This is a genomic window from Rhodoferax sp., from assembly GCF_025354435.1.
Lineage (GTDB): Bacteria > Pseudomonadota > Gammaproteobacteria > Burkholderiales > Burkholderiaceae_C > Rhodoferax_B.
In genome coordinates this window covers 1-18721 of record NZ_JANXMU010000083.1, presented here as the reverse complement: position 1 = coordinate 18721, position 18721 = coordinate 1, and the positions used below count along the sequence as shown (strand labels likewise).

The window sequence follows — 18721 nt, the reverse complement described above, 5'->3', positions numbered from 1 at the left end:
TTCATACAACCGGAGTACCGAGCATGGGCTTTTTGCGTGGTGCGGTGGCAGCCATGGTGCTGGCTTTGGCGGGCTGTAGCAGCCTGCCCACCATCACCCCCGATATAGCCCAGCCACGCGGTACGCCGGTGCGCCTGGCGGGTTCGCACGGCGCGCTGTCGGCGGAGCAAAGCAAGGCGATTCTGGCGCGCTTGCAGAGCCAAGGCAGCACGCCCACCGATATTTTTGAACGCCACCTGGCGCTGGAAGAGGCGATTGTGGGCAGCCTGCTGACGGCGGGTAACCAGGTGCGGCTGCTGCAAGACGGCCCCGCCACCTACCGGGCCATGTTTGCGGCCATTGCGGCGGCGCAAGACCACATCAACATGGAAACCTACATCCTGGAAGACGACGAGGTGGGCCAGCAGTTTGCCCAGGCGCTGGTGGCCAAGCAGCGGCAGGGCGTGCAGGTGAATCTGATCCGCGACAGCGTGGGCACGCTGGGCACCCCGGCGGCGTTTTTTCAGCAGTTGACCGACAGTGGCATCCAGGTGCTGGAATTCAACCCCGTCAATCCGCTGCTGGCCCGCAAGTCGTGGGAGCTGAACCAGCGCGACCACCGCAAACTGCTGGTGGTGGACGGCCGCACCGCGTTCCTGGGCGGCATCAACATCAGCAGCGTGTACTCGGGCGGTTCGCGCAAGCCCAGCAAAGCCGTCCCCACCGATGAGAGGCTCGCCTGGCGCGACACCGACTTGCAGCTGCAAGGGCCGGTGGTGGCCGAATTCCAAAAACTGTTCATCGCCACCTGGGAGGCGCAAAAAGGCCCGCCGTTGGCGGCTAAAAATTACTTTCCACCGCCCGAGCGGGTGGGCCAGCAGGTGGTGCGTGCCATTGGCAGCTCGCCCGATGAGCCCTACAGCCATATCTATGTGACGCTGCTGTCGGCCATAGGCAGTGCCGAGACCAGCGTACGCCTCACCAACGCCTACTTTGCCCCCGACCCGCAGCTGCTGGCGGCGCTAAAGGCCGCCGCCGCGCGCGGGGTGGATGTGACGCTGATCCTGCCCAGCCAGACCGACTCGTGGCTGGTGTTCCACGCCGGGCGGCGCTACTACGAGCAGCTGCTGCAGGCGGGGGTCAAGATCTACCAGCGGCGCGGGGTCATCCTGCATTCCAAAACCGCGCTGATCGACGGCGTGTGGGCCACGGTGGGCTCGACCAACCTGGACTGGCGTAGTTTTTTGCACAACCAGGAGCTGAACGCGGTGGTGCTGGGGGCCGACTTCGGCAGCCAGGTGCAGGCCATGTTCGAAAAGGATCTGGCCGAGTCCGACCCGGTGCTGCTGGCCGACTGGCAGCGCCGCGCCATCGACTTGCGGCTAAAAGAATGGTTTGCCCGCGCCTGGGAATATTGGCTATGAATAAATACTTTGTCGCAGGTTTGGTCGTGGCGGTGGTGATGGTGGCGATGGACGTGCTGTGGCTGGGTTTTATCGCCAAATCGCTGTACCAGGATGGCATTGGGCATTTGATGGCCGTGCGGCCCCAGGCCCTGGCGGCGCTGGCGTTTTACGGTGTGTATGCCGTGGGGCTGGTGGTGTTTACCGTGGCACCGCGGGCCGAGGTGGCGGGTTGGCACGGCACCGCTTTGATGGCGGGGCTATTTGGCTTTGTGGCATATGCGACCTATGATTTGTCTAACCTGGCCACGTTAAAGAACTGGCCGCTTTGGCTGTCGTTGGTAGACATGGCGTGGGGAAGTGCCGTGAGTGCCGTAGCCGCCACCGCGGGCAAGCTGGCGATGGACAGGTTCTGAGACCGGGTTTCACAAGGAGCTAAACATGGCCTACACAACGTTGATGGTGCAACTGGAGGCGGGGCGCGCGAATACAGCCGTGCTGCAGGCCACCGGAGAACTGGCGGAGAGGTTCCGCGCCCACGTAGTCGGTGTCGCTGTGTGCCGACCGATGCAGATGGTGTACGGCGAGGCCTATGTGTCTGGCGAACTGATCGAGCAGGAAAAGAAGCAGATGCAGGCCGAGGTAGATGCTGCAGAGGCCGAGTTCCGCAATGCACTGCAAGCGCGCGCTACAGGACTGGAATGGCGCTCGATGGTGATGTTTGCGCCTATGGCCGACTTTGTGGTGCATGAAGCCCGCAGTGTGGACTTGCTCATCACCGCCCGTGGTACCAAGGACAGCCTGGACCCCTCGCGCGGGGTGCATGTGGGCGATCTCATCATGCAGTCGGGTCGGCCCATCTTTGTAGTACCGCCGGTGCTGGAAGACAACACGTTAGACCGCGTGGTGGTGGGCTGGACCGATTCGCGCGAAGCCCGCCGCGCTGTGGTCGATGCCATGCCCTTGCTGCAAAAGGCCGCGCACGTGGTGGTGGCCGAAATGGTGGTCGATGCCGAGTTTGCCAACGCACATAAACGCCTGAACGATGTGGTGGCGTGGCTGCAGCGGCATGGTGTGGCGGCCCAACCGTTGGTGGTTCTGTCTACCGGTGACGATGCAAAAGGCCTGGATGCGATTGCCGAGGAGCAGGGCGCAGGGGTCATTGTGGCTGGTGCCTATGGCCACAGCCGTCTGCGCGAATGGGCGCTGGGCGGCGTGACCCGCAAGCTGCTGCAGCATGCCGACCGCTACCTGCTGGTGTCGCACTGAACCGGGTTGGTACCGGTACGCTTACCGCGGCAAAGAGAGGAATCGTGTTTCGAACAGGTCCACGGGGATCGGCTTGCTGAACAAAAAACCTTGCAGTTCGTCGCAGTTCAGCGCTTGCAGCAGGCGCGATTGCTCTTCGGTTTCCACGCCTTCGGCCACCACCTTGAGCTGCATGGCGTGCGCCAGGTCGATGATGGTGGATACCAGTGCCAGCCCTTGCCGCCCTGCGGTCATTTCGACCACGAAAGAGCGGTCAATCTTGAGGGTGTCCACCGGCAGCCGGGACAGGTAGCTCAGCGACGAAAAACCGGTGCCAAAATCATCAATGGCAATGCTGACCCCCATGGCCCGGATGGTTTGCAGGCTGTCGATGCTCAGGTTGATGTCTTCCATCAACAGGCTTTCGGTGATTTCCAGCTCCAGCCCTGCCGCCGCCTGCCCGTCATGGCCGACCGCCCGCCGTATCTCGGCAATAAAGCCCCGGTGGCGCAGCTGCAGTGGCGACACGTTGACGGCGATGCGCACCGCCGGTAGGCCTGCATTGCGCCAGCGCAGATGGTCGGCAATGGCTTTGTCCAGCGCCCAGCGCCCCACCTCGTAGATCAGGCCGGTTTCTTCCAGTATGGGAATGAACTGCCCGGGCGGGACGAGGCCGGTACGGGGGTCGTTCCAGCGGATCAGCGCCTCTACGCCCGTGAGCTTGCCGCTGCCCAGCTGGATTTTGGGCTGGTAGTACAGCACGAACTCTTCTTTGTCCAAGGCCTGGCGCAGCTGGTTTTCCAGGGTTAGTTTGCCCAGCACCGATTCGGTCATTTTCTGGGTGTAAAACAGGTAGCGATCACCCCGGACCTTGGCTTTTTTCAGCGCTGCCTCGGCATACTTTAGCAAGATGTCGGCACTGGCCCCGTCGTCCGGGAATACCGCGACACCGACTTTGGCGGCGATGCGAAACAGAGCTCCACTCAGGTTGAAGGCGTGCTCAAGAAACTCGTTTTTTGCCTTCTCCAGAGCCCGCGCGACATCGTCTACCTGTGTGACTTCAGGCATCACCACGGCAAAGTGGTCGGCCCCGATGTGCGCCACCAGGTTGGCATCGCCCACGTTGCGTGTAAGCCAACCAGCAACCTGCTTTAGCAGCGCATCGCCTACCGCTTGGCCAAAGCTGTCATTGATATTTTTAAAGCCTTCCAGGTCGACCAGGAAGACGGCTAGCTTTTGGTTGTTGGTGCTGGCGCTGCGCATGTGCTGCGTGACCCGCTCCAGAAACAGATGCCGGTTGGCCAGCCCGGTGAGTGCATCGAAGTAGGCCAAATAATTGAGCCGGTCTTGTTTGTCGATGTGGTCAATGGCAAAGGCAATGTCCCCCGACAGCTCTTTCAGCAAAGCCATTTCTTCCGGGCCAAAAAAATCCAGTTCACGGGCGTACAGCGTAAATACACCGACGATTTCATCCTCGATCATGAGCGGCAGCAGGACGGCCGAGCGTATCCCTTGGCTCTGGTGAAATTGGTGAAAAAAGGCCTTGGGATCATTTTGCAGATCGTTGGATACCACGGCAGACTTGCCACCCAGTATGGCGGTGACCAAGGATCTTCTCTTAGGCTCGAAGATCTCGGATGCCATGCGGTCTTTGAGGATGACCAGGAATTCGCTGTCCAGGCCGTGGGAGGCCACGGGCACGATCTTCATGGTGCTGTGGTCTACCAGACCCATCCAGCTGGCAAAGAAACCACCGTCTTCGACCGCGATCAGGCAGGCGTACTTTAGCAACACATTGCGGTTACGGACACGCACCTGCAGCGCGTTGATGCCACTGAGCATGGCGTACACACGGTTGAGGCGGAGGATGCGGTCTTCGGACTTTTTGCGGGCAGTGATGTCGCGCACCAGGGTGACAATCGTCCAGCGCTCGCCGGAGTACTGGGCATGGCGGCGCAACTCCAGCCAGATTTTGCTGCCGTCGTCGCGGGTTTGCCGCATTTCCAGGGGTTTTGCATCTACGCCGCTGGCGACAATAGCGTCGTAGGTTTGCTCTAGTTCTGCGCGCGAAACGGCCAGTGTGTCCCAGGGGGTGATTGCCAGCAAAGCCTCACGCGACAGCTGGCGCATGCTGCAGGCCGCGTCATTCACATACAAGAAGCGCATGCTGGTGCGGTCCACCAGATAGATGGCATCGGCAATCGCGTTCATGGCTGCGCTGAAACGCAGTAAGGCCATCTCGTCGAGCTTCTTGGCCGTGATATCCTTGTGCATCACCACCACACCATTGCAGGTGCCATCGGCTAGCGGGGTCACTGTCAGTGCAAACCAGCGCATTTCGGTCGGCGTATGGCAGGGGTATTCGATGGAGAAATTTTGTGTCTTGCCCTTCAACACCGAGCGGATACCTTCGGCCACGGTAGGGCCCTCAAATGCTGCGTCGCCTACGGCTGCGTCACATACCGCGAGGTAGTCCAGACCCATCCCGAAATTTTCGCTGTGCAGCACATTGGCACTGGCAAACCGCTGCCAGGCATCGTTGACCGAAATGATGATTCCCTGCGCATCGAGCAGGGCAATGTGGGCCGGTAGGGCATTGAGGATGGCACTTTGCTTACTGGCCTCATAGTGGCGCAAATTGTCTTGTGCACGGCGCAGCATGATGGTGCGGCCTATATGGTTGGTGACCGCATCCACCTCACCCCCCGTCAGTTCTTCCAAACGCTGCTCGGTGTCGTGCAATACCTCGATGAGCCCCTGGACTTCTTGGTAGCTGTCGACGATGGGTGTGCGCTTTTTGAAGTCCATAACGGTTAGCTATTCAGCCCCAATGCCATCAGGATGGTCTGTGTTTGGTTCAAGCTGCCAACGATATGCCGTATCGGTTGCGGGGTCAGTTTGACAAGTGTGGGTGTCATAAAGATGCCATCTGCCAGCCCACGTTTGGGTTCTTGCAAGATATCGATTATTTCGATTTCATGCCGGTCTGGCAAATGAGCGCGGCACAGGGCATTGAGGTTGGCCAATGCCTGCATGGAGTTCTGTGCATCACCTGCTACATACAAGCGAAATCTGAAGAGTGTGTGTCGTGTCATGGTGGGCTTACCTGTTTGCAGGCACTGCTGCATCGGCACCGCGCAGTTCACGCATGCGGGTGCGGCCGCGCGACAGTTCGCCCTCGCGGCTTTCGGTGGTGCGGGCCGACAACGCTTTTTCGACCTGTTTGGCCACCAGTTCCACCTGCAGCGATTTGGTGCGTACTTCCAGTTCGGCTTCTTCGGCATCCAGCCGTACGCCTTTGAGCTTGCGTGCGACTTCGCTGACTTCGTTGGCCACGCGGTCAGCGCTTTCTTTCTTCCAGCGCAGCGTGCCCATCAGCACCTCGCCGCCTGCGGTGTAGGTGTCCGCTAGGGTAACCCCCGCGTCGCTCAGGATCAGTTCGCGCACCTGGTTCGAGTGCGCCGTGCCCCGGGACTTGATGATGGACATGCCCCGGTTGCGCTCGCCCGCCTGCACCAGATGGTTCAGGTGGATCCAGGTGTCGGCCAGGGTAGAGATTTGCAGTGGCGCACCGCCTTCCATCCGGTCCGACATTTCATCCAGCAAACTCGTGCACAGCACGGTAATGCCCTGGGCTTTGGACCATGCAATCAGGCGTTCCACCACACTGCGCGCTGTGAGTTCATTGCCGGGTTTGGACAGGGCGGACACCGGGTCTATGACCAGGCAACGGGCGCGGTGCTCTGTGGCCAGCGCTCGGATGTGACCGAGGTAGGTTTCAGCGCTGCCTGTCATGGTGCGCGCTGACACCATGCGCAGACATTTGTTTTTGACGTAACGTTCCAGCCGGATGCCTACCGATGCCAGGTTGCGGATGATTTCCGTGCCGTCGGAGTCAAAACTGATGAACAGGGTGCGCTCGCCGCGCTTGCAGGCAGCCTCGGCAAACGCGCCGCTCAGCGTGGTTTTGGCCGTACCCGGAAAACCACTGATCAGCACACTGGCACACCTGTAGTAGCCGCCACCCAGCATGGTGTCCAGCCGCTCTACGCCGCTGGATACCCGTTCGTTGGTGACGGTGGCATCGGCACGACCGGTGGTGCGCTCCACGGCCACCTCCAGCCCATGTTTTCCGATCAGGAAAGGGGATTCGTTTTCATCAAAAGCCGTACCCCGGTATTTTTGGACCCGCAAATTGCGCTGTGACACGCCAAACGCCACACTGTGGTTCAAGATGACAGTGCAGTCCACCATGAATCGCATTACGCCAAAGGGCTGCAGTCCTATTGAACTGATTTCATCGCTACCCGCCTTGGCCGTGATCAACCAGGTGAATTCGCGCTCTAACAACCATTGGTGCAGGCGGTAGATTTCGCGCCGTTTGGCGGCCGCGTCGGGTAGCAGCGCCAGCACAATGTCCAGCGCATCAAAGACGATGCGTTTGGCACCTATGGCCCGGGCTTGGGCTTCGATAGCCGCCATCATGCCGCGCAGGTCAAAGTCTCCGGCTTGTAGTAAGTCTGGCTGCGGTTGCGCATCCATGAATAAAATCTTGCGGCGGCGCAACGCGCCCAGGTTCCAGCCAAAGCTGGCCGCATTGACCACAATCCGGTCGGAAGCCTCTTCAAAGGCGACAAAGATGCCCGGCTCTTTACATTCCTGTGCGCCATGCACCAAAAACTGCAACGCAAAAATGGTTTTCCCTGAGCCTGGGCCACCTACTAGCAGGGTCGTGCGCCCACGGGGTAAGCCACCACGCGTAATTTCATCGAAACCCACAATACCGGTTGGCGTTTTGGTCGGTGCGGTCCCAGGGGATATGCGGGCGGGTTTCATGGGAGCGACCTCAATGGGCTAAGTAAGTGGTGGGCTGTCGGTGGTGCTGCTGTGCGCAGCAGGCTTTGGCCACGCTACCGAACCCAAGGCCGCCAACCACGATTCCAGCGGCAAATGGGCAATCCCTTTGGACAGCAACTGGGGCCATAAGCCGGCAAACATGGCGGGTTTCAGTACCCAGCGCCACGGGCGTGTCCACGCCACCAAAGCACCCAGGGCCAGTGCACCCAAAGCCAAACCGAGCGGGTTACGTCGCGCCAGGGGTTGCACCATGGCACGGCTGGTGTCTGCTGCCAGCAGACTGGCGACGCGCAGCGGATGCTGCATCCACCAGCTGCTGATGGCTTCGACCAGCACGCTCACCATGGGAATGGATTTAAGGTTGCCCAGCCACTCCGGAGCCGGTGTACGCGAACCCGGCGATGGCTGTTTTTTGGGATTGCCACGCATGGCCTGGTGCAGCAATGCGCGTGATTTTTCCAGGCGCTCGGTGGCTTTCATAGCCGGTACGGCCAGTTCTGCGCTCACGGTGCGCTCACTTCGCGCAGCATCCCCATATCGGCTTTGATCTGTTTGCGCAGGTTATTGAAGCCCTGGTTGGTTTCCCTGCGCGCAGCGGCCAGGCACCAAATGGCCCCGGCAATTGGCAGTAGGGGCGCAGCCACCAAGGCCCAAGGCGCGTGCATTTCAGAAAACGGCACCACGGCCCACAGTATCAGTGCCACGCCTGCCAACACCGTTGCCACCACCACACTGCACAAGGCGACCGCATACAGCAAGGTACGCAGCTTCCAGGCGCTGGATACATGGCCGATTTCTTCGGCCAGCAAATCGGCGTAGGCCTCGACGTGGTCTACCAGCAATTGGGGCTGGGTCGCTATCAGGCGGAGCAGGGGATGCATCATGCGCTGGACTTCCGTGGTGCGGCGTGGCGGGCAGAGGGCTTAGCGGTCGTCGCGCGAGCGGCTGGCGATTTGCACCAGGGCCGTTAGCACTGCACCGGCAGCAGCGGCGATCAGGATGGATTTGACCGGTTCGTCCTTGATGTAGTTGACGGTACGGGCCGAGGCGTTGCGGGCCTGGGTGCGCACTTTGTCGGAGCCATCATGTACCGCGTCCAGGCCTTGTTGCAGGTAGGCATTGGCACTTTCGGCGGCACGGTTCAACAGCGGTGCGGCTTGCCGACGCAGGTCTTGCACGGTGCTGTTCAGGCTGTCCAGCGTGCTGTTGGCGGCGCGCTGGGTTGTCTTGATGGCATCGGTTGCGGTGTCGGCAGCTTGGTCAGCCAGGTTGTTAGTGGGTTCTACAGTTTTGGTATTAAACATGGTTTTTTCTTTGAGGTGGTTAAAAATTGACTGTGTAGTCGGCTATCCCTTTTTGATCAGTCCGAACAAAAAGCTGGCCACAGCCAGTACAGCAAACACAATGAACAGAATTTTGGCAATGCCCACGGCACTGGCGGCAATGCCAGTAAAGCCAAACAGGGCCGCGATCAATGCGATCACGAAGAAGATAACAGCGTAGTGCAACATGGCAGTTCTTTGCAGTGTGGGCGGCCTAGGCGCGTCCGGGTTCTTGGGACATCGCAGCCAATGTTGCTGCGATGTCCCAAGTGTCTGCCGACCTGCTGTTGTGGGCGATAGGCAGCGTTGCCGTAGCCCTGTGGGGAGAATGCGGAAGCCTGTGTAGGACACCGCTGACAGGACGCGTACGCCTGCGTCCTGGGGAGGTTTACAAGGCCGCTGTGTCCTTGAGCACTGCGGCCGGCAGCTTGGCGCGGATCAACGTACCTTGCCCTGGTGCCGAGGCCAGCGACAGCACTCCGCCCTCGGCTTCCACCCGAAAGCGCATGCCTACCAGTCCGTAGGCAGATTGGGGCTTGGTGCTGGTGTTGAAGCCCACCCCGTCGTCCCGTACCGACACTTCCACCTCGTTATTGTGGGTTCCCAATTCAATCCACACCTGTTTCGCCTTGGCATATTTGGTGATGTTGGTGATGGCCTCTTGCACCAGCCGGTAGACCATCAGCTCGGCGGCGGGGTTGAGCTCCACTGGGGCCAGCGTGGTGTGCACCTGCACCTCGGTGCTGTCGGCAAACTCGCGCGCCAAAATCTCCAGTGTGGACACCAGCCCCAGGTTGCTCAGGGCGGATGGGCGCAGGTCTTCAATAATGCGTCGCCCCAGGGCAATACCGCTGTTGAGCGTGCTCACCAAGTGCGCCAGCAGGTCCAAAGCCTCTGGGGCAGTAGCCATCAGGCGCGACTTTATGCGGGCAGCATCTAGTTTGGCGGAGGTCAGCAGCGAGCCCAGATCGTCGTGCAGGTTACGCGCCAGGCGGTTGCGTTCGTCTTCGCGGGCGGTTTGCAAATGCTGGGCCAGTTGGGTCAGTTGCGCCGTGCGCTCTAGTACCTCGGCCTCTAGCTGGTTACGTTCGGCCTGCAGCATGCGTTGCAGTTCGATTTGCTGCTGCGTAAACAGAAAAATTTGCCGTAAGTACATAAACAGCGCCAGCAAACCCAACACCATCAAACCGGCCACCCCGATATGGCTGAGCATCAAAGAGGCATAAATACCCTGGCGGTTTTGCGTGATATTGCGCAACTCATAGTCCTGCAGCTCGTTGGTGGTCTTGCGCACGATCTCCATCTGCTCTTTGCCGATATCGCTCATCATGATCTCTTTGGCAGCTTCCGGCTTGCCTTCGTCGATCAGTTGGATGGTCAGTGCCAGTTCGGATAGCTTGGTTTCAGTGGCGGTTTGCAACCGGGACAAAATCACGGCCGCCTCGGGTTTGTTGCTGTAATACGGCACGAGGTATTCCAGCGATGTACTGACTTTTTTGATCGCCTCGTCATAAGGCGCACGGTATTCCGCGCGGCCCGTGACCAGGTAGCCGCGTTCGCTGGTTTCCGCATTTACCACGCCATCGACCAGGCTCTGGATGCTGTTGCGCGCCTGGGACATGGCGGGCACCGCGTCCAACCGGGCGACGGACCGTTGATACGATCCTTCACTGATCAGCAGAATCGCCAGGGCAAAACCACCTGCCAGTGAAAACGCGATCCGATTGCCTCTAACGACTTTGATAAATCTCATGTTTTGGGCTCAGTCAAAAATGTGTGATCATGTAGGACAAGTACGGCGTGCGCAGAGCCCGGCCGGGGCATTTAGCCTCGCGAGCGGGCAGTGCAAATGCCTTAAAGAAGTTACCCTACACACCATGATTCGAATTGCTATTGTTGACGACCACGCTATGGTCCGCGCTGGATTGCGCCAGTTTTTTGCCGACCAGATCGACTTTTCTGTGGTGGCCGAAGCCACCAATGGCCGCGAGGCGCTGGACATCGTGCGCAAGGGCGAGGTCGATGTGGTGGTGATGGACATCTCCATGCCCGACCACAGCGGCGTCGACGCGCTGGTGGCCATCAAAGCCCGTGCGCCCGACCTGCCGGTGCTCATTCTCAGTGGCTTTGCCGAAGAGCATTACGCCACCACCTTGCTGCGCCAGGGGGCCAGCGGCTACCTGAACAAAGACTGTGACCCCGAAGAAATCGTCAAAGCCATCCGCACCGTGTGCCGGGGCCGTAAATACATCACCGCCGGGGTCGCCGAGCGGCTGGCCGACGGCCTGACCGGTGGGGGCGACAAACCCTTGCACGAACAGCTGTCCGAGCGTGAATTGCAGGTCTTTTTGCGGTTGGCCAAGGGCGAAACCATTGGCCATATGGCCGTCAGCATGTCGCTGAGCGTGAAAACTGTCAGCACCTACCGCACCAGGGTGATGGAAAAAATGCTGCTGGAATCCAACAGCGACCTGACCTACTACGCGCTGAAAAACGGCTTGATCCAGTAGGCCGCGGCCTACGCCATGGTTCATGCCAGTGTGGCGGTGTCGGTATCTCCGGTGCCACCCTCGGCCAATCGGCCACAGTAGGTGATCAACGCATCAATTTCGTTGGATTTGTCAAACACCCGGTCGGCACCTAGTTCCAGGCATTTACGGCGCATGTCGGCCGTGGCGTAATTGCTCAGCACCACCAAGTTGCGCCGTGCATGCACTGCATGTGCAGAGCGCAGCACACCCAGACCAGAACCCGCTTTCAAGAAAATATCGACGATCACCAGGTCGGCATGGTTTTGCGGCGCAGTCAGCCATTGCACCGCGGTGCTTTCGTCTTCTGCGGTGCCAATCACTTTCACCGGAACGAGTTCTTCCAATGTGGCGATCAGACTTTCGCGGATGACGGGGCTGTCTTCGACGATGTACGTCTTGAGTTGGGGCATGGACTCTGACACTACTTCCTGGGTTCCAGCGCTGGAGACGCTGGTCCTACGTTACCAAATTCTGTGGTGTGGAAGCAATCCACACCAGAGGAGAACTACAAATACAAAAACACTGAATCAGTATGCCTTTGAAATCGGGCGCTAGCCATCGGGCACACACGCTACAGCGTGTAAGACAATTCTTACAAAACCCGGGTGCTGGCTTGCCGATGTAGGACAAACACTACCCTTGGGTGCGGCACCGTCTGCTTGGCAGTACGGCCTTGGCTGTGGACACTTAATTTTAAGCCCCGGGTCGTTTCGCGCCGGGATTCCCAGGATCTACAGGAGACTTGCATGCACACCCCTTTCAAAACCACCTTGGCTATTGCCGCCCTGGCCATTGCCGGGCACGCAGCCGCACAGGCCACATTTTACGAAAACGAAGGTTTTCAGGGCCGCTCTTTCACCAGCCAAAACCGGGTAGAAAATTTTCAGCGTTTTGGCTTCAACGACCGCGCATCCTCCGTGGTGGTATTGGGCCAACGGCAGGAAGTCTGTGAAGACGCGCAATTCAGCGGCCGCTGCGTGGTGCTACGCCCCGGCCGCTACCCTTCACTGGCCGCCATGGGGCTGAACGACCGGGTGTCGTCGGTGCGCGTGGTGGGCGGCAATGCACGGGTGGACGATGGGCGTTACGCTCCACCGCCCGAGCCGGTGTATGACAACCGCCGCCGCAACAACGAGCGTCTGTACGAGGCCGACGTAACCTCGGTGCGCGCCGTGGTCGGCCCACCCCAACAGCGCTGCTGGATGGAGAAGGAAGAAGTGCAGCAACAAGGCGGTGCCAATATTGGCGGTGCCGTAGTAGGTGCCTTGCTGGGCGGCATCCTGGGGCACCAGGTGGGTGGTGGACGTGGCCAGGACATCGCTACCGCCGGTGGTGCAGTCGCTGGTGCCGCTGTGGGTTCCCAGGTGGGCCGTAACGGCGGCCGGCCTGCACAAAACGTACAGCGTTGCGCCAATGAGCCAGCGGCACGTCCCGCATACTGGGATGTGACCTACAACTTCCGTGGCCAGGAGCACCGTATCCAGATGACCTCGCAGCCGGGCCGAACCGTCACCGTGAACCGCCAGGGTGAGCCACGCGTTTAAACCTGTGTCTGCTCCCAACACGGCCCTTCGGGGCCGTTTTTTGTGGGCGAAAACTGCCGATACACCACCGTGTAGGACATCCGCTACGCCAATCTGCGGCGCTGTCTGCTGGGCCAGATGCCCGCTGCCACGGACACTGAAACTTCTCTACCAACCTGTTTAACAAGGAGTTTTTATGCGTACATTTTTCAACTTCAAAGCCTCTGTCCTCGTCGCATCCATGCTGGTGTTGTCGGCTGCCCACGCGGCCAATCTGAGCAAGGACGACTACGAGGTGGGCAAGACCCGTATCAGCGCCGACTACAAGACCGACAAGGCCGCTTGTGCATCGCTGGCCGGTAACGGCAAAGACGTTTGTCTCGAAGAAGCCAAGGCCAAAGGAAAAGTAGCTAGTGCCGAACTCAAGTACGCCTATTCCGGCAAGCCCGCAGACCATATCAGCGCCCTGGAAGTAAAGGCCGAAACCGCCTACGCTGTGGCCAAGGAAAAGTGCGACGACAAGGCCGGTAACGACAAGTCGGTCTGCGTGAAGGAGGCCAAGGCCGTCGAAGTAAAGGCCAAGGCCGATGCCCGTACCAGCGAGAAAATTGGTGAAGCCAAAAAAGATGCTGCCGAAGATAAGCGCGATGCCGACTACAAGGTGGCCGCCCAGAAGTGTGATGCGTTGGCCGGCAACGCCAAAGATAGCTGCATCGCCGCTGCCAAGGCCCAGTTCGGAAAGTCTTAACTGCTCTCAGGCTGCACAGTGTCCGTTATCGGCCCAAAGGGCCGATAACGCATGTTTTGGCCATCTCCTTTTGCACGAGGCAATACCCGCACTCTGGCAAGGCCAGTTCTGCGGTGTTCGCCAGGGGTGATACCTATAAATTTTAGATATTTTAGGCCTCTAGCGTAGGTGGAATATACGCTAGTAGCTACTAAAAATGTAGCATATTGACCTTGGACCACAAGCGCCAGAAGGTGAGCGCAACAGATTCGACTACACACCCAAACGCTGTAAATCGACCTCTACTTGCTACGCAATTTCCTCTATCTCTGCCCTGGTATGTGTGGCAAGATAAACCCATGAGCCAAACATTTGGGATGGAAACGCCGCGCGGCACCGACCCGACCGCCCATCGGTTGCCGGTACGCTATCTGGTGGTGATTGACTCGGGCGGGTCGATGGTGGCGCGGCTGTTTTTGCCGACGCGTGTACTGGCCGCCGAGTTCGACGCTATGGTGGAAGAGGTCACGGTCATGACCCAGGGCCTCACGCCCGAGACCGGTGCTACAGGCCCTGAATGGGACCTGGCTTTACAAGGTCACAACGCCACCGAGCGGGCGGCGGCGCTGGTCTTCACACTGCCTATCTGACCCCCCGGATGCCGTTGCGGCATCCGTTCCCTACCGTTTTAGTACACCAGCCGTTCGGGCTTGATTTCCTGCAGGATGGTGGTGGCAATCTCTTCAATCGACTTGGTGGTGCTGGACAGCCAGCGGATGCCGCTGCGGCGCATCATGGCTTCGGCCTCGCTCACCTCCATGCGGCAGTTCTCCAGCGCAGCGTATTTCGAGTTGGGGCGGCGCTCGTTGCGGATCTCGCTCAGGCGCTCGGGCTGGATCGACAGGCCGAAGATCTTTTTGCGGTGCTCCAGCAGCGCGGGGGGCAACTGGCGGCGCTCAAAGTCTTCGGGAATCAGCGGGTAGTTGGCCGCCTTCAGGCCGTACTGCATAGCCAGGTACAGCGCGGTGGGGGTTTTGCCGCTGCGGCTCACACCCACCAGGATCACATCAGCCTTGCCCAGGTCGCGGTGGGTCTGGCCGTCGTCATGCTCCAGGCTGAAGTTGATGGCCTCGATGCGGTCGGTGTAGGCCTGGCTTTTGCTGACGTCGCTGAAGCGGCCAATCCGGTGGTTGGACTTGATGCCCAGCTCGGCCTCCAGCGGGTTCACAAAGGTGCCAAACATGTCCAGCAGCATGCCCTTGCAGTTTTCGGTGATCACCTTGAGCACGTCCATGTTCACCAGCGTGGTGAAGACGATGGGCCGTTTGCCCTCCAGCTCGGCCGTGTGGTTGATCTGCCGTACCGCCTGGTGGGCCTTGTCTACCGTGTCGGTAAACGGCAGCCGCACATGGCGCGGGGCCATGGAAAACTGCGCCAGGATGGCGTTGCCAAAAGTTTCGGCAGTGATGCCGGTGCCATCGGAGATAAAGAATACGGTGCGGTCGGTCATACCTCCATTTTGCAGGATGTCAACGGTTTACAGCCCGTCCAGCGCTGCCGCATCCGCCAAAAAACCACGCTCGGCATCCAAGGTGGCCGTGTGGTCAAACAGTTCGGTGAACAACTTGGGCGGAATGGTGATGGAGCCCACGCCCAGGTGCAGCAGCGCCAGGTAGGCGGCGCGCGAGCGGATGCTGGCCACCAGCAGGCGGGTGCTGGTGCCTGCCAACAGGCTTTGCATTTGGCCGATCAGGGCCAGGCCGTCCACCCCGGAATCTTCCAGCCGACCCAGGTAGGGCGCGGCGTAGGCAGCACCCAGTTGCCCGGCAAAGTGGGCCTGCTCGGGCGCGTACACCGCGGTGTAGGTGACGGGGATGCCCCCGGCACTCAGCTCGGCCCCGGCGCGCAGGCCGTCGCGGGTAGCGGGGATTTTCACGACCAGTTGACCGGGGTTGAATTCACGCACTAGCTCTTTGGCATCGGCCAGGATGCCGTCGGTGTCTGCGGCATGTACCTGGGCCTGCACTTGTTTGGCCCCTAGTTTGATGGCGGTATGCAGCAACTGGGGCAGCGTGCTGCGGGTGATGCCGGCCCGGCGCAGCAGCGTGGGGTTGGTGGTGATGCCATGCACGGCAGGGTGCGGCAGGCAGGTTTTCAGGTCGGCCAGATCGGCACTGTCGAGGTAGAGGTGGAAAGCAGCCATGGTGTTATGCCTGTGCGTCCAGCGCCACCTGCAGCTCGGCGCGAGAGGGCGGGTTGGCACCTTCGCGGGTGCAGTTGATGGCGGCGGCCTTGGCGGCAAAGCGCAGCACGGCCAGCCATTTGGCATCGGGCAGGCTGTCGAGCTGGGCGACCTGCTCCACGCCTTGCTCCAGCAGGCCGACAGTCAGGCCCGCGTCAAAGGTATCGCCCGCGCCGATGGTGTCGGCCACGGTGATCTTGGGGGCCTGGATTTCCAGCGGCGCATGGCCGCGGCGGAACAGCGTGGCACCGTCGCCACCGCGGGTGATGACCACGGCGCGCGGGCCGCTGTCGCTGTGCATGAAGCTGGCGGCCGCCTCGGCCAGGCTCAGGCCGGGGGCCAGCGCGGCGGCATCTTCGTCGCTGAACTTCATCAGGTTGCTGTAGGCCGACCAGCGGTAGATGTTGGCGCGGAAGGCGGGCAGATCCTTGATCAGGCTCAGGCGCACATTGGGGTCAAACAAGACGATGCGCTGGCCTTGCTGGGCTTGCACCAGGTCGATGATACGGCTGGCTGCAGGCTCGTGCAGCAGGGCGATGGAGCCAAACTGCAAAAAGCGGCAGCTCTCGGGCAGGGCGGGCAGGGTGGCGGGGTTCCACTGCGTGTCGGCCGTGCCCTGGGTGTAGAAGGCATAGCGGTTGGTCAACGGCGTGCGCTCTACGAAGGCCAGGGTGCTGGGGGCGTCGCTGCGCAGCACCCAGCGCGTGTCCACGCCGTTGCCTTCCAGGTGCTTCAGCAGGCGTTCGCCAAACAGGTCGGTTGAGAGCTGGCTGATGAAGCCGATGGCCTGGCCCAGGCGGGCGGTGGCGATGGCGCTGTTGGTGGGAGCGCCGCCTTCGTGGCCTTCAAAGTTGAGGCCGCTGGTGGCGGTGAAGTCGATCAGGGATTCGCCAACGATGGCAATGCGGATGTCGGGCATGGTGAGTCTCTGCGGTGTTGTTGTGTGTGTGAGAAGTGCGCAACTATCTTACTGTGGGCAGGGCGCAGGGGGTAACACTGTGGTTACCTGAAGGTTAAGGATATTTAAGGCATCTAGCGCATATATAGCCTTCGCATACAGCTATTAAAAATGTAGTGACTTACAAGCCCTGGCGGACAAGTTAATTTCGCCCCGGTACAGGGTGCTTGGGCCGGTCGTGTGCACCACGGCGCAGACTGGTACGCAAAAGCGCCAAGCTGGTACTTTTACCCAGCGCAGCCCCTCGGGCACAATCTTTGACATACCACTGTGTCTACCCTTTCCGTGTTGTCACTCCCCATTACCCCATTGCCATGGGCCCGCCGCCGTACCCGCTGGCTGTGGGTGGGCGTAGTGGCGCTGGCTTTGCTGCTGATCGCGGCGGCCGGGCAGTGGTCGGCGCGGCGCGAGGCCAGCTTCCAGGCCGACAGCATCCACCGCGCCATCGAAGTCCATGCCTTGGCCCTGCGCGGCGCGGCGGCCAAGTACAGCTACCTGCCTTTTACGGTGGCGCAGCACCCCGACGTGCTGGCCGCGCTGGCGCAGCCGCACGACTCCGCCGTGCAGCTGCGCGCCAACCACTACATCGAAGAGGTGAACCGCCGCGCGGGCTCGGATGCGCTGTACCTCATCAACCCGCAGGGCAGCACCCTTGCGGCCAGCAACTGGAACACGGCGCAGAGCTTTGTCGGTCAGTCGTATGCCAACCGCCCGTACTTCAGCGACGCGCTGGCGGGCCGCAACGGCCAGTTTTACGGCGTGGGCCAGACCACTGGCGAGCCGGGGCTGTTTTTGTCGGCCCCGGTGCGCCAGGGCAGCGTGGTGCTGGGCGTGGTCACCGTCAAGGTCAGCCTGCGGCAGATCCAGGAGGCCTGGGGCTTTGTGCGCGACCCGATTTTGCTCGCCGATACGCGCGGCATTGTGTTTTTGGGCTCGGTGCTGCCCTGGCTGTACCAGGCCACCCGGGCCGTGGCGGGCGACGATCTGGACTGGGTGCTCAGCCACCAGCAGTACGGCGCGCACCACAGCTTCCCGCGGCTGCCCTGGACGCTGGACCGCACGGCCGATGCCCCCGGCTACCTGGTCCAGACCCGCATCGACGGCAAGCCGCGCCAGTTTCTGGCGGTGGACGAAGCCCTTCCAGAGCTGGGCTGGACCCTCACCGTGATGGCCGACTACGCAGCAGTCACCCGCGCCCGCGAACGCACCTGGATGCTGGGCTTGCTGGGTGCGGGCCTGCTGCTGCTGGGGGCCCTGTACTGGCAACTGCGCGAGCGCCGCTTTGCCGAGCAGCGCGATGCCCGCCGCGAGCTGGAGGTGCGGGTGCGCGAGCGCACCGCCGAGCTGGACGAAGCCCACGCCTTTCGCAAAGCCATGGAAGACTCGCTGGTGGTGGGCATGCGCGCCCGCGACCTAGACGGCCACATCATCTACGTCAACCCCGCCCTGTGCGCCATGACCGGCTACCGCGCCGACGAGCTGCTGGGCCGCCTGCCGCCGTACCCCTACTGGCACCCGGACGACGTAGAGCAGCACTGGCACAACAACGACGCCACCATGAGCGGGCAGGCCGCGCTGTCGGGCTTTGAATCCCGCGTACGCCACCGCGACGGGCACGACGTGCTGACCATGGTCTACACCGCCCGGCTCATCGATGCCCAGGGCCAGCACAGCGGATGGATGAGCACGGTGGTGGACATCACCGAGCAAAAACGCAGCGCCCTGCGCCAGCGCCAGCACGAGGAGCAACTGCAGCACGCCCAGCGCCTGGCCAGCCTGGGCGAAATGGCCTCCACCCTGGCCCACGAGCTGAACCAGCCGCTGGCCGCGCTGAGCAACTTCGCCAGCGCCGCCAAGGCCTTTGCGGAACAAGGCAAGCAAGAGCTGCTGGTCAGCAGCCTGGATGAAACCGCCGCCCAGGCCCAGCGCGC

The 18721-nt window shown here is 61.1% G+C and carries 20 protein-coding genes; 8 read left to right on the top strand and 12 right to left on the bottom strand.

The genetic code is table 11. The features are described 5' to 3' along the window. The first annotated feature begins 23 nt into the window (after positions 1–23). Genes cls through Q0T48_RS20855 form a run of 3 tightly spaced genes read left to right on the top strand, consistent with a single transcriptional unit; the run spans position 24 to position 2651 of the window. Positions 24–1403 (top strand): cardiolipin synthase, encoded by a 1380-nt coding sequence (cls, locus tag Q0T48_RS20865; protein ID WP_295960667.1) that lies wholly within the window; start codon positions 24–26, stop codon positions 1401–1403. After that, positions 1400–1798, top strand: coding sequence for a DUF2177 family protein (locus tag Q0T48_RS20860; RefSeq protein WP_295960664.1), 399 nt, complete (start codon positions 1400–1402; stop codon positions 1796–1798). Before cls ends, Q0T48_RS20860 begins: the two co-directional genes overlap by 4 nt. A gap of 25 nt (positions 1799–1823) precedes the next feature. Then, complete coding sequence (locus Q0T48_RS20855; protein ID WP_295960662.1) at positions 1824–2651, top strand: universal stress protein; 828 nt, start codon at positions 1824–1826, stop codon at positions 2649–2651. Between the two features lie 21 nt (positions 2652–2672). Here the strand turns inward: Q0T48_RS20855 and Q0T48_RS20850 are convergent, their stop codons facing one another. From Q0T48_RS20850 to Q0T48_RS20815, 8 genes are all read right to left on the bottom strand, one after another. Continuing rightward, a complete protein-coding gene (locus tag Q0T48_RS20850; RefSeq protein WP_295960659.1) occupies positions 2673–5438 on the bottom strand; it encodes an EAL domain-containing protein in 2766 nt (921 codons plus the stop codon). A gap of 5 nt (positions 5439–5443) precedes the next feature. Next, positions 5444–5725 carry a circadian clock KaiB family protein gene (locus tag Q0T48_RS20845; protein WP_295960657.1) on the bottom strand — a complete coding sequence of 94 codons (282 nt, stop codon included), beginning with the start codon at positions 5723–5725 and terminating at the stop codon, positions 5444–5446. A gap of 7 nt (positions 5726–5732) precedes the next feature. Continuing rightward, positions 5733–7466, bottom strand: a complete 1734-nt coding sequence (kaiC, locus tag Q0T48_RS20840) for a circadian clock protein KaiC (protein WP_295960653.1) — start codon at positions 7464–7466, stop codon at positions 5733–5735. 18 nt (positions 7467–7484) lie between these two features. Further along, complete coding sequence (locus Q0T48_RS20835) at positions 7485–7994, bottom strand: hypothetical protein (RefSeq protein WP_295960650.1); 510 nt, start codon at positions 7992–7994, stop codon at positions 7485–7487. After that, entirely contained in the window at positions 7991–8368 is a 378-nt protein-coding gene (locus Q0T48_RS20830) for a hypothetical protein (protein WP_295960647.1), read from the bottom strand. The genes Q0T48_RS20835 and Q0T48_RS20830 overlap by 4 nt, the downstream gene beginning before the upstream one ends. 42 nt (positions 8369–8410) lie before the next feature. Further along, positions 8411–8791, bottom strand: coding sequence for a hypothetical protein (locus Q0T48_RS20825; RefSeq protein WP_295960644.1), 381 nt, complete (start codon positions 8789–8791; stop codon positions 8411–8413). A 42-nt stretch (positions 8792–8833) separates the two neighbouring features. Beyond that, on the bottom strand, positions 8834–8998 hold the full coding sequence (locus tag Q0T48_RS20820) for a DUF1328 domain-containing protein (protein WP_295960640.1): 165 nt from the start codon (positions 8996–8998) through the stop codon (positions 8834–8836). Between the two features lie 199 nt (positions 8999–9197). After that, on the bottom strand, positions 9198–10562 hold the full coding sequence (locus Q0T48_RS20815; protein WP_295960637.1) for a CHASE3 domain-containing protein: 1365 nt from the start codon (positions 10560–10562) through the stop codon (positions 9198–9200). A 124-nt stretch (positions 10563–10686) separates the two neighbouring features. Between Q0T48_RS20815 and Q0T48_RS20810 the strand changes: the two genes are divergently transcribed. Beyond that, a complete protein-coding gene (locus Q0T48_RS20810) occupies positions 10687–11319 on the top strand; it encodes a response regulator transcription factor (protein ID WP_295960634.1) in 633 nt (210 codons plus the stop codon). Between the two features lie 20 nt (positions 11320–11339). On the opposite strand, the gene Q0T48_RS20805 is transcribed toward Q0T48_RS20810, so the two are convergent. Beyond that, positions 11340–11750: a response regulator gene (locus Q0T48_RS20805; RefSeq protein ID WP_295960632.1), complete on the bottom strand. Its 411-nt coding sequence runs from the start codon at positions 11748–11750 to the stop codon at positions 11340–11342. 336 nt (positions 11751–12086) lie between these two features. Between Q0T48_RS20805 and Q0T48_RS20800 the strand changes: the two genes are divergently transcribed. From Q0T48_RS20800 to Q0T48_RS20790, 3 genes are all read left to right on the top strand, one after another. Next, the gene (locus tag Q0T48_RS20800; protein ID WP_295960629.1) at positions 12087–12884 is read left to right on the top strand and encodes a beta/gamma crystallin-related protein; all 798 of its coding nucleotides are present in this window, start codon (positions 12087–12089) and stop codon (positions 12882–12884) included. A 175-nt stretch (positions 12885–13059) separates the two neighbouring features. Next, positions 13060–13611 (top strand): hypothetical protein, encoded by a 552-nt coding sequence (locus Q0T48_RS20795; protein WP_295960627.1) that lies wholly within the window; start codon positions 13060–13062, stop codon positions 13609–13611. 338 nt (positions 13612–13949) lie between these two features. Then, positions 13950–14240, top strand: a complete 291-nt coding sequence (locus tag Q0T48_RS20790) for a hypothetical protein (protein WP_295960625.1) — start codon at positions 13950–13952, stop codon at positions 14238–14240. 38 nt (positions 14241–14278) lie between these two features. Here Q0T48_RS20790 and Q0T48_RS20785 read toward each other — a convergent pair whose 3' ends face one another. From Q0T48_RS20785 to Q0T48_RS20775, 3 genes are read right to left on the bottom strand one after another with little or no spacing between them, the layout of a single operon-like run. Then, positions 14279–15100, bottom strand: coding sequence for a pyruvate, water dikinase regulatory protein (locus Q0T48_RS20785; protein WP_295960622.1), 822 nt, complete (start codon positions 15098–15100; stop codon positions 14279–14281). A 27-nt stretch (positions 15101–15127) separates the two neighbouring features. Then, positions 15128–15793 (bottom strand): transaldolase family protein, encoded by a 666-nt coding sequence (locus Q0T48_RS20780; RefSeq protein WP_295960620.1) that lies wholly within the window; start codon positions 15791–15793, stop codon positions 15128–15130. Positions 15794–15797: 4 nt separating this feature from the next. Then, a complete protein-coding gene (locus Q0T48_RS20775) occupies positions 15798–16742 on the bottom strand; it encodes a carbohydrate kinase (RefSeq protein WP_295960813.1) in 945 nt (314 codons plus the stop codon). Positions 16743–17060: 318 nt separating this feature from the next. Between Q0T48_RS20775 and Q0T48_RS20770 the strand changes: the two genes are divergently transcribed. Next, on the top strand, positions 17061–18721 hold a 1661-nt coding region (locus Q0T48_RS20770; protein WP_295960617.1), incomplete at its 3' end, for a PAS domain S-box protein.

Bases quoted from the DNA above. Each gene is read 5' to 3' on its own strand.
- Q0T48_RS20850 (WP_295960659.1), bottom strand. From the start codon at position 5,438: ATGGACTTCAAAAAGCGCACACCCATCGTCGACAGCTACCAAGAAGTC.
- Q0T48_RS20830 (WP_295960647.1), bottom strand. From the start codon at position 8,368: ATGCATCCCCTGCTCCGCCTGATAGCGACCCAGCCCCAATTGCTGGTA.
- cls (WP_295960667.1), top strand. From the start codon at position 24: ATGGGCTTTTTGCGTGGTGCGGTGGCAGCCATGGTGCTGGCTTTGGCG.
- Q0T48_RS20820 (WP_295960640.1), bottom strand. From the start codon at position 8,998: ATGTTGCACTACGCTGTTATCTTCTTCGTGATCGCATTGATCGCGGCC.
- Q0T48_RS20780 (WP_295960620.1), bottom strand. From the start codon at position 15,793: ATGGCTGCTTTCCACCTCTACCTCGACAGTGCCGATCTGGCCGACCTG.
- Q0T48_RS20860 (WP_295960664.1), top strand. From the start codon at position 1,400: ATGAATAAATACTTTGTCGCAGGTTTGGTCGTGGCGGTGGTGATGGTG.
- Q0T48_RS20825 (WP_295960644.1), bottom strand. From the start codon at position 8,791: ATGTTTAATACCAAAACTGTAGAACCCACTAACAACCTGGCTGACCAA.
- Q0T48_RS20855 (WP_295960662.1), top strand. From the start codon at position 1,824: ATGGCCTACACAACGTTGATGGTGCAACTGGAGGCGGGGCGCGCGAAT.
- Q0T48_RS20795 (WP_295960627.1), top strand. From the start codon at position 13,060: ATGCGTACATTTTTCAACTTCAAAGCCTCTGTCCTCGTCGCATCCATG.
- kaiC (WP_295960653.1), bottom strand. From the start codon at position 7,466: ATGAAACCCGCCCGCATATCCCCTGGGACCGCACCGACCAAAACGCCA.
- Q0T48_RS20815 (WP_295960637.1), bottom strand. From the start codon at position 10,562: ATGAGATTTATCAAAGTCGTTAGAGGCAATCGGATCGCGTTTTCACTG.
- Q0T48_RS20810 (WP_295960634.1), top strand. From the start codon at position 10,687: ATGATTCGAATTGCTATTGTTGACGACCACGCTATGGTCCGCGCTGGA.
- Q0T48_RS20845 (WP_295960657.1), bottom strand. From the start codon at position 5,725: ATGACACGACACACACTCTTCAGATTTCGCTTGTATGTAGCAGGTGAT.
- Q0T48_RS20800 (WP_295960629.1), top strand. From the start codon at position 12,087: ATGCACACCCCTTTCAAAACCACCTTGGCTATTGCCGCCCTGGCCATT.
- Q0T48_RS20790 (WP_295960625.1), top strand. From the start codon at position 13,950: ATGAGCCAAACATTTGGGATGGAAACGCCGCGCGGCACCGACCCGACC.
- Q0T48_RS20805 (WP_295960632.1), bottom strand. From the start codon at position 11,750: ATGCCCCAACTCAAGACGTACATCGTCGAAGACAGCCCCGTCATCCGC.
- Q0T48_RS20785 (WP_295960622.1), bottom strand. From the start codon at position 15,100: ATGACCGACCGCACCGTATTCTTTATCTCCGATGGCACCGGCATCACT.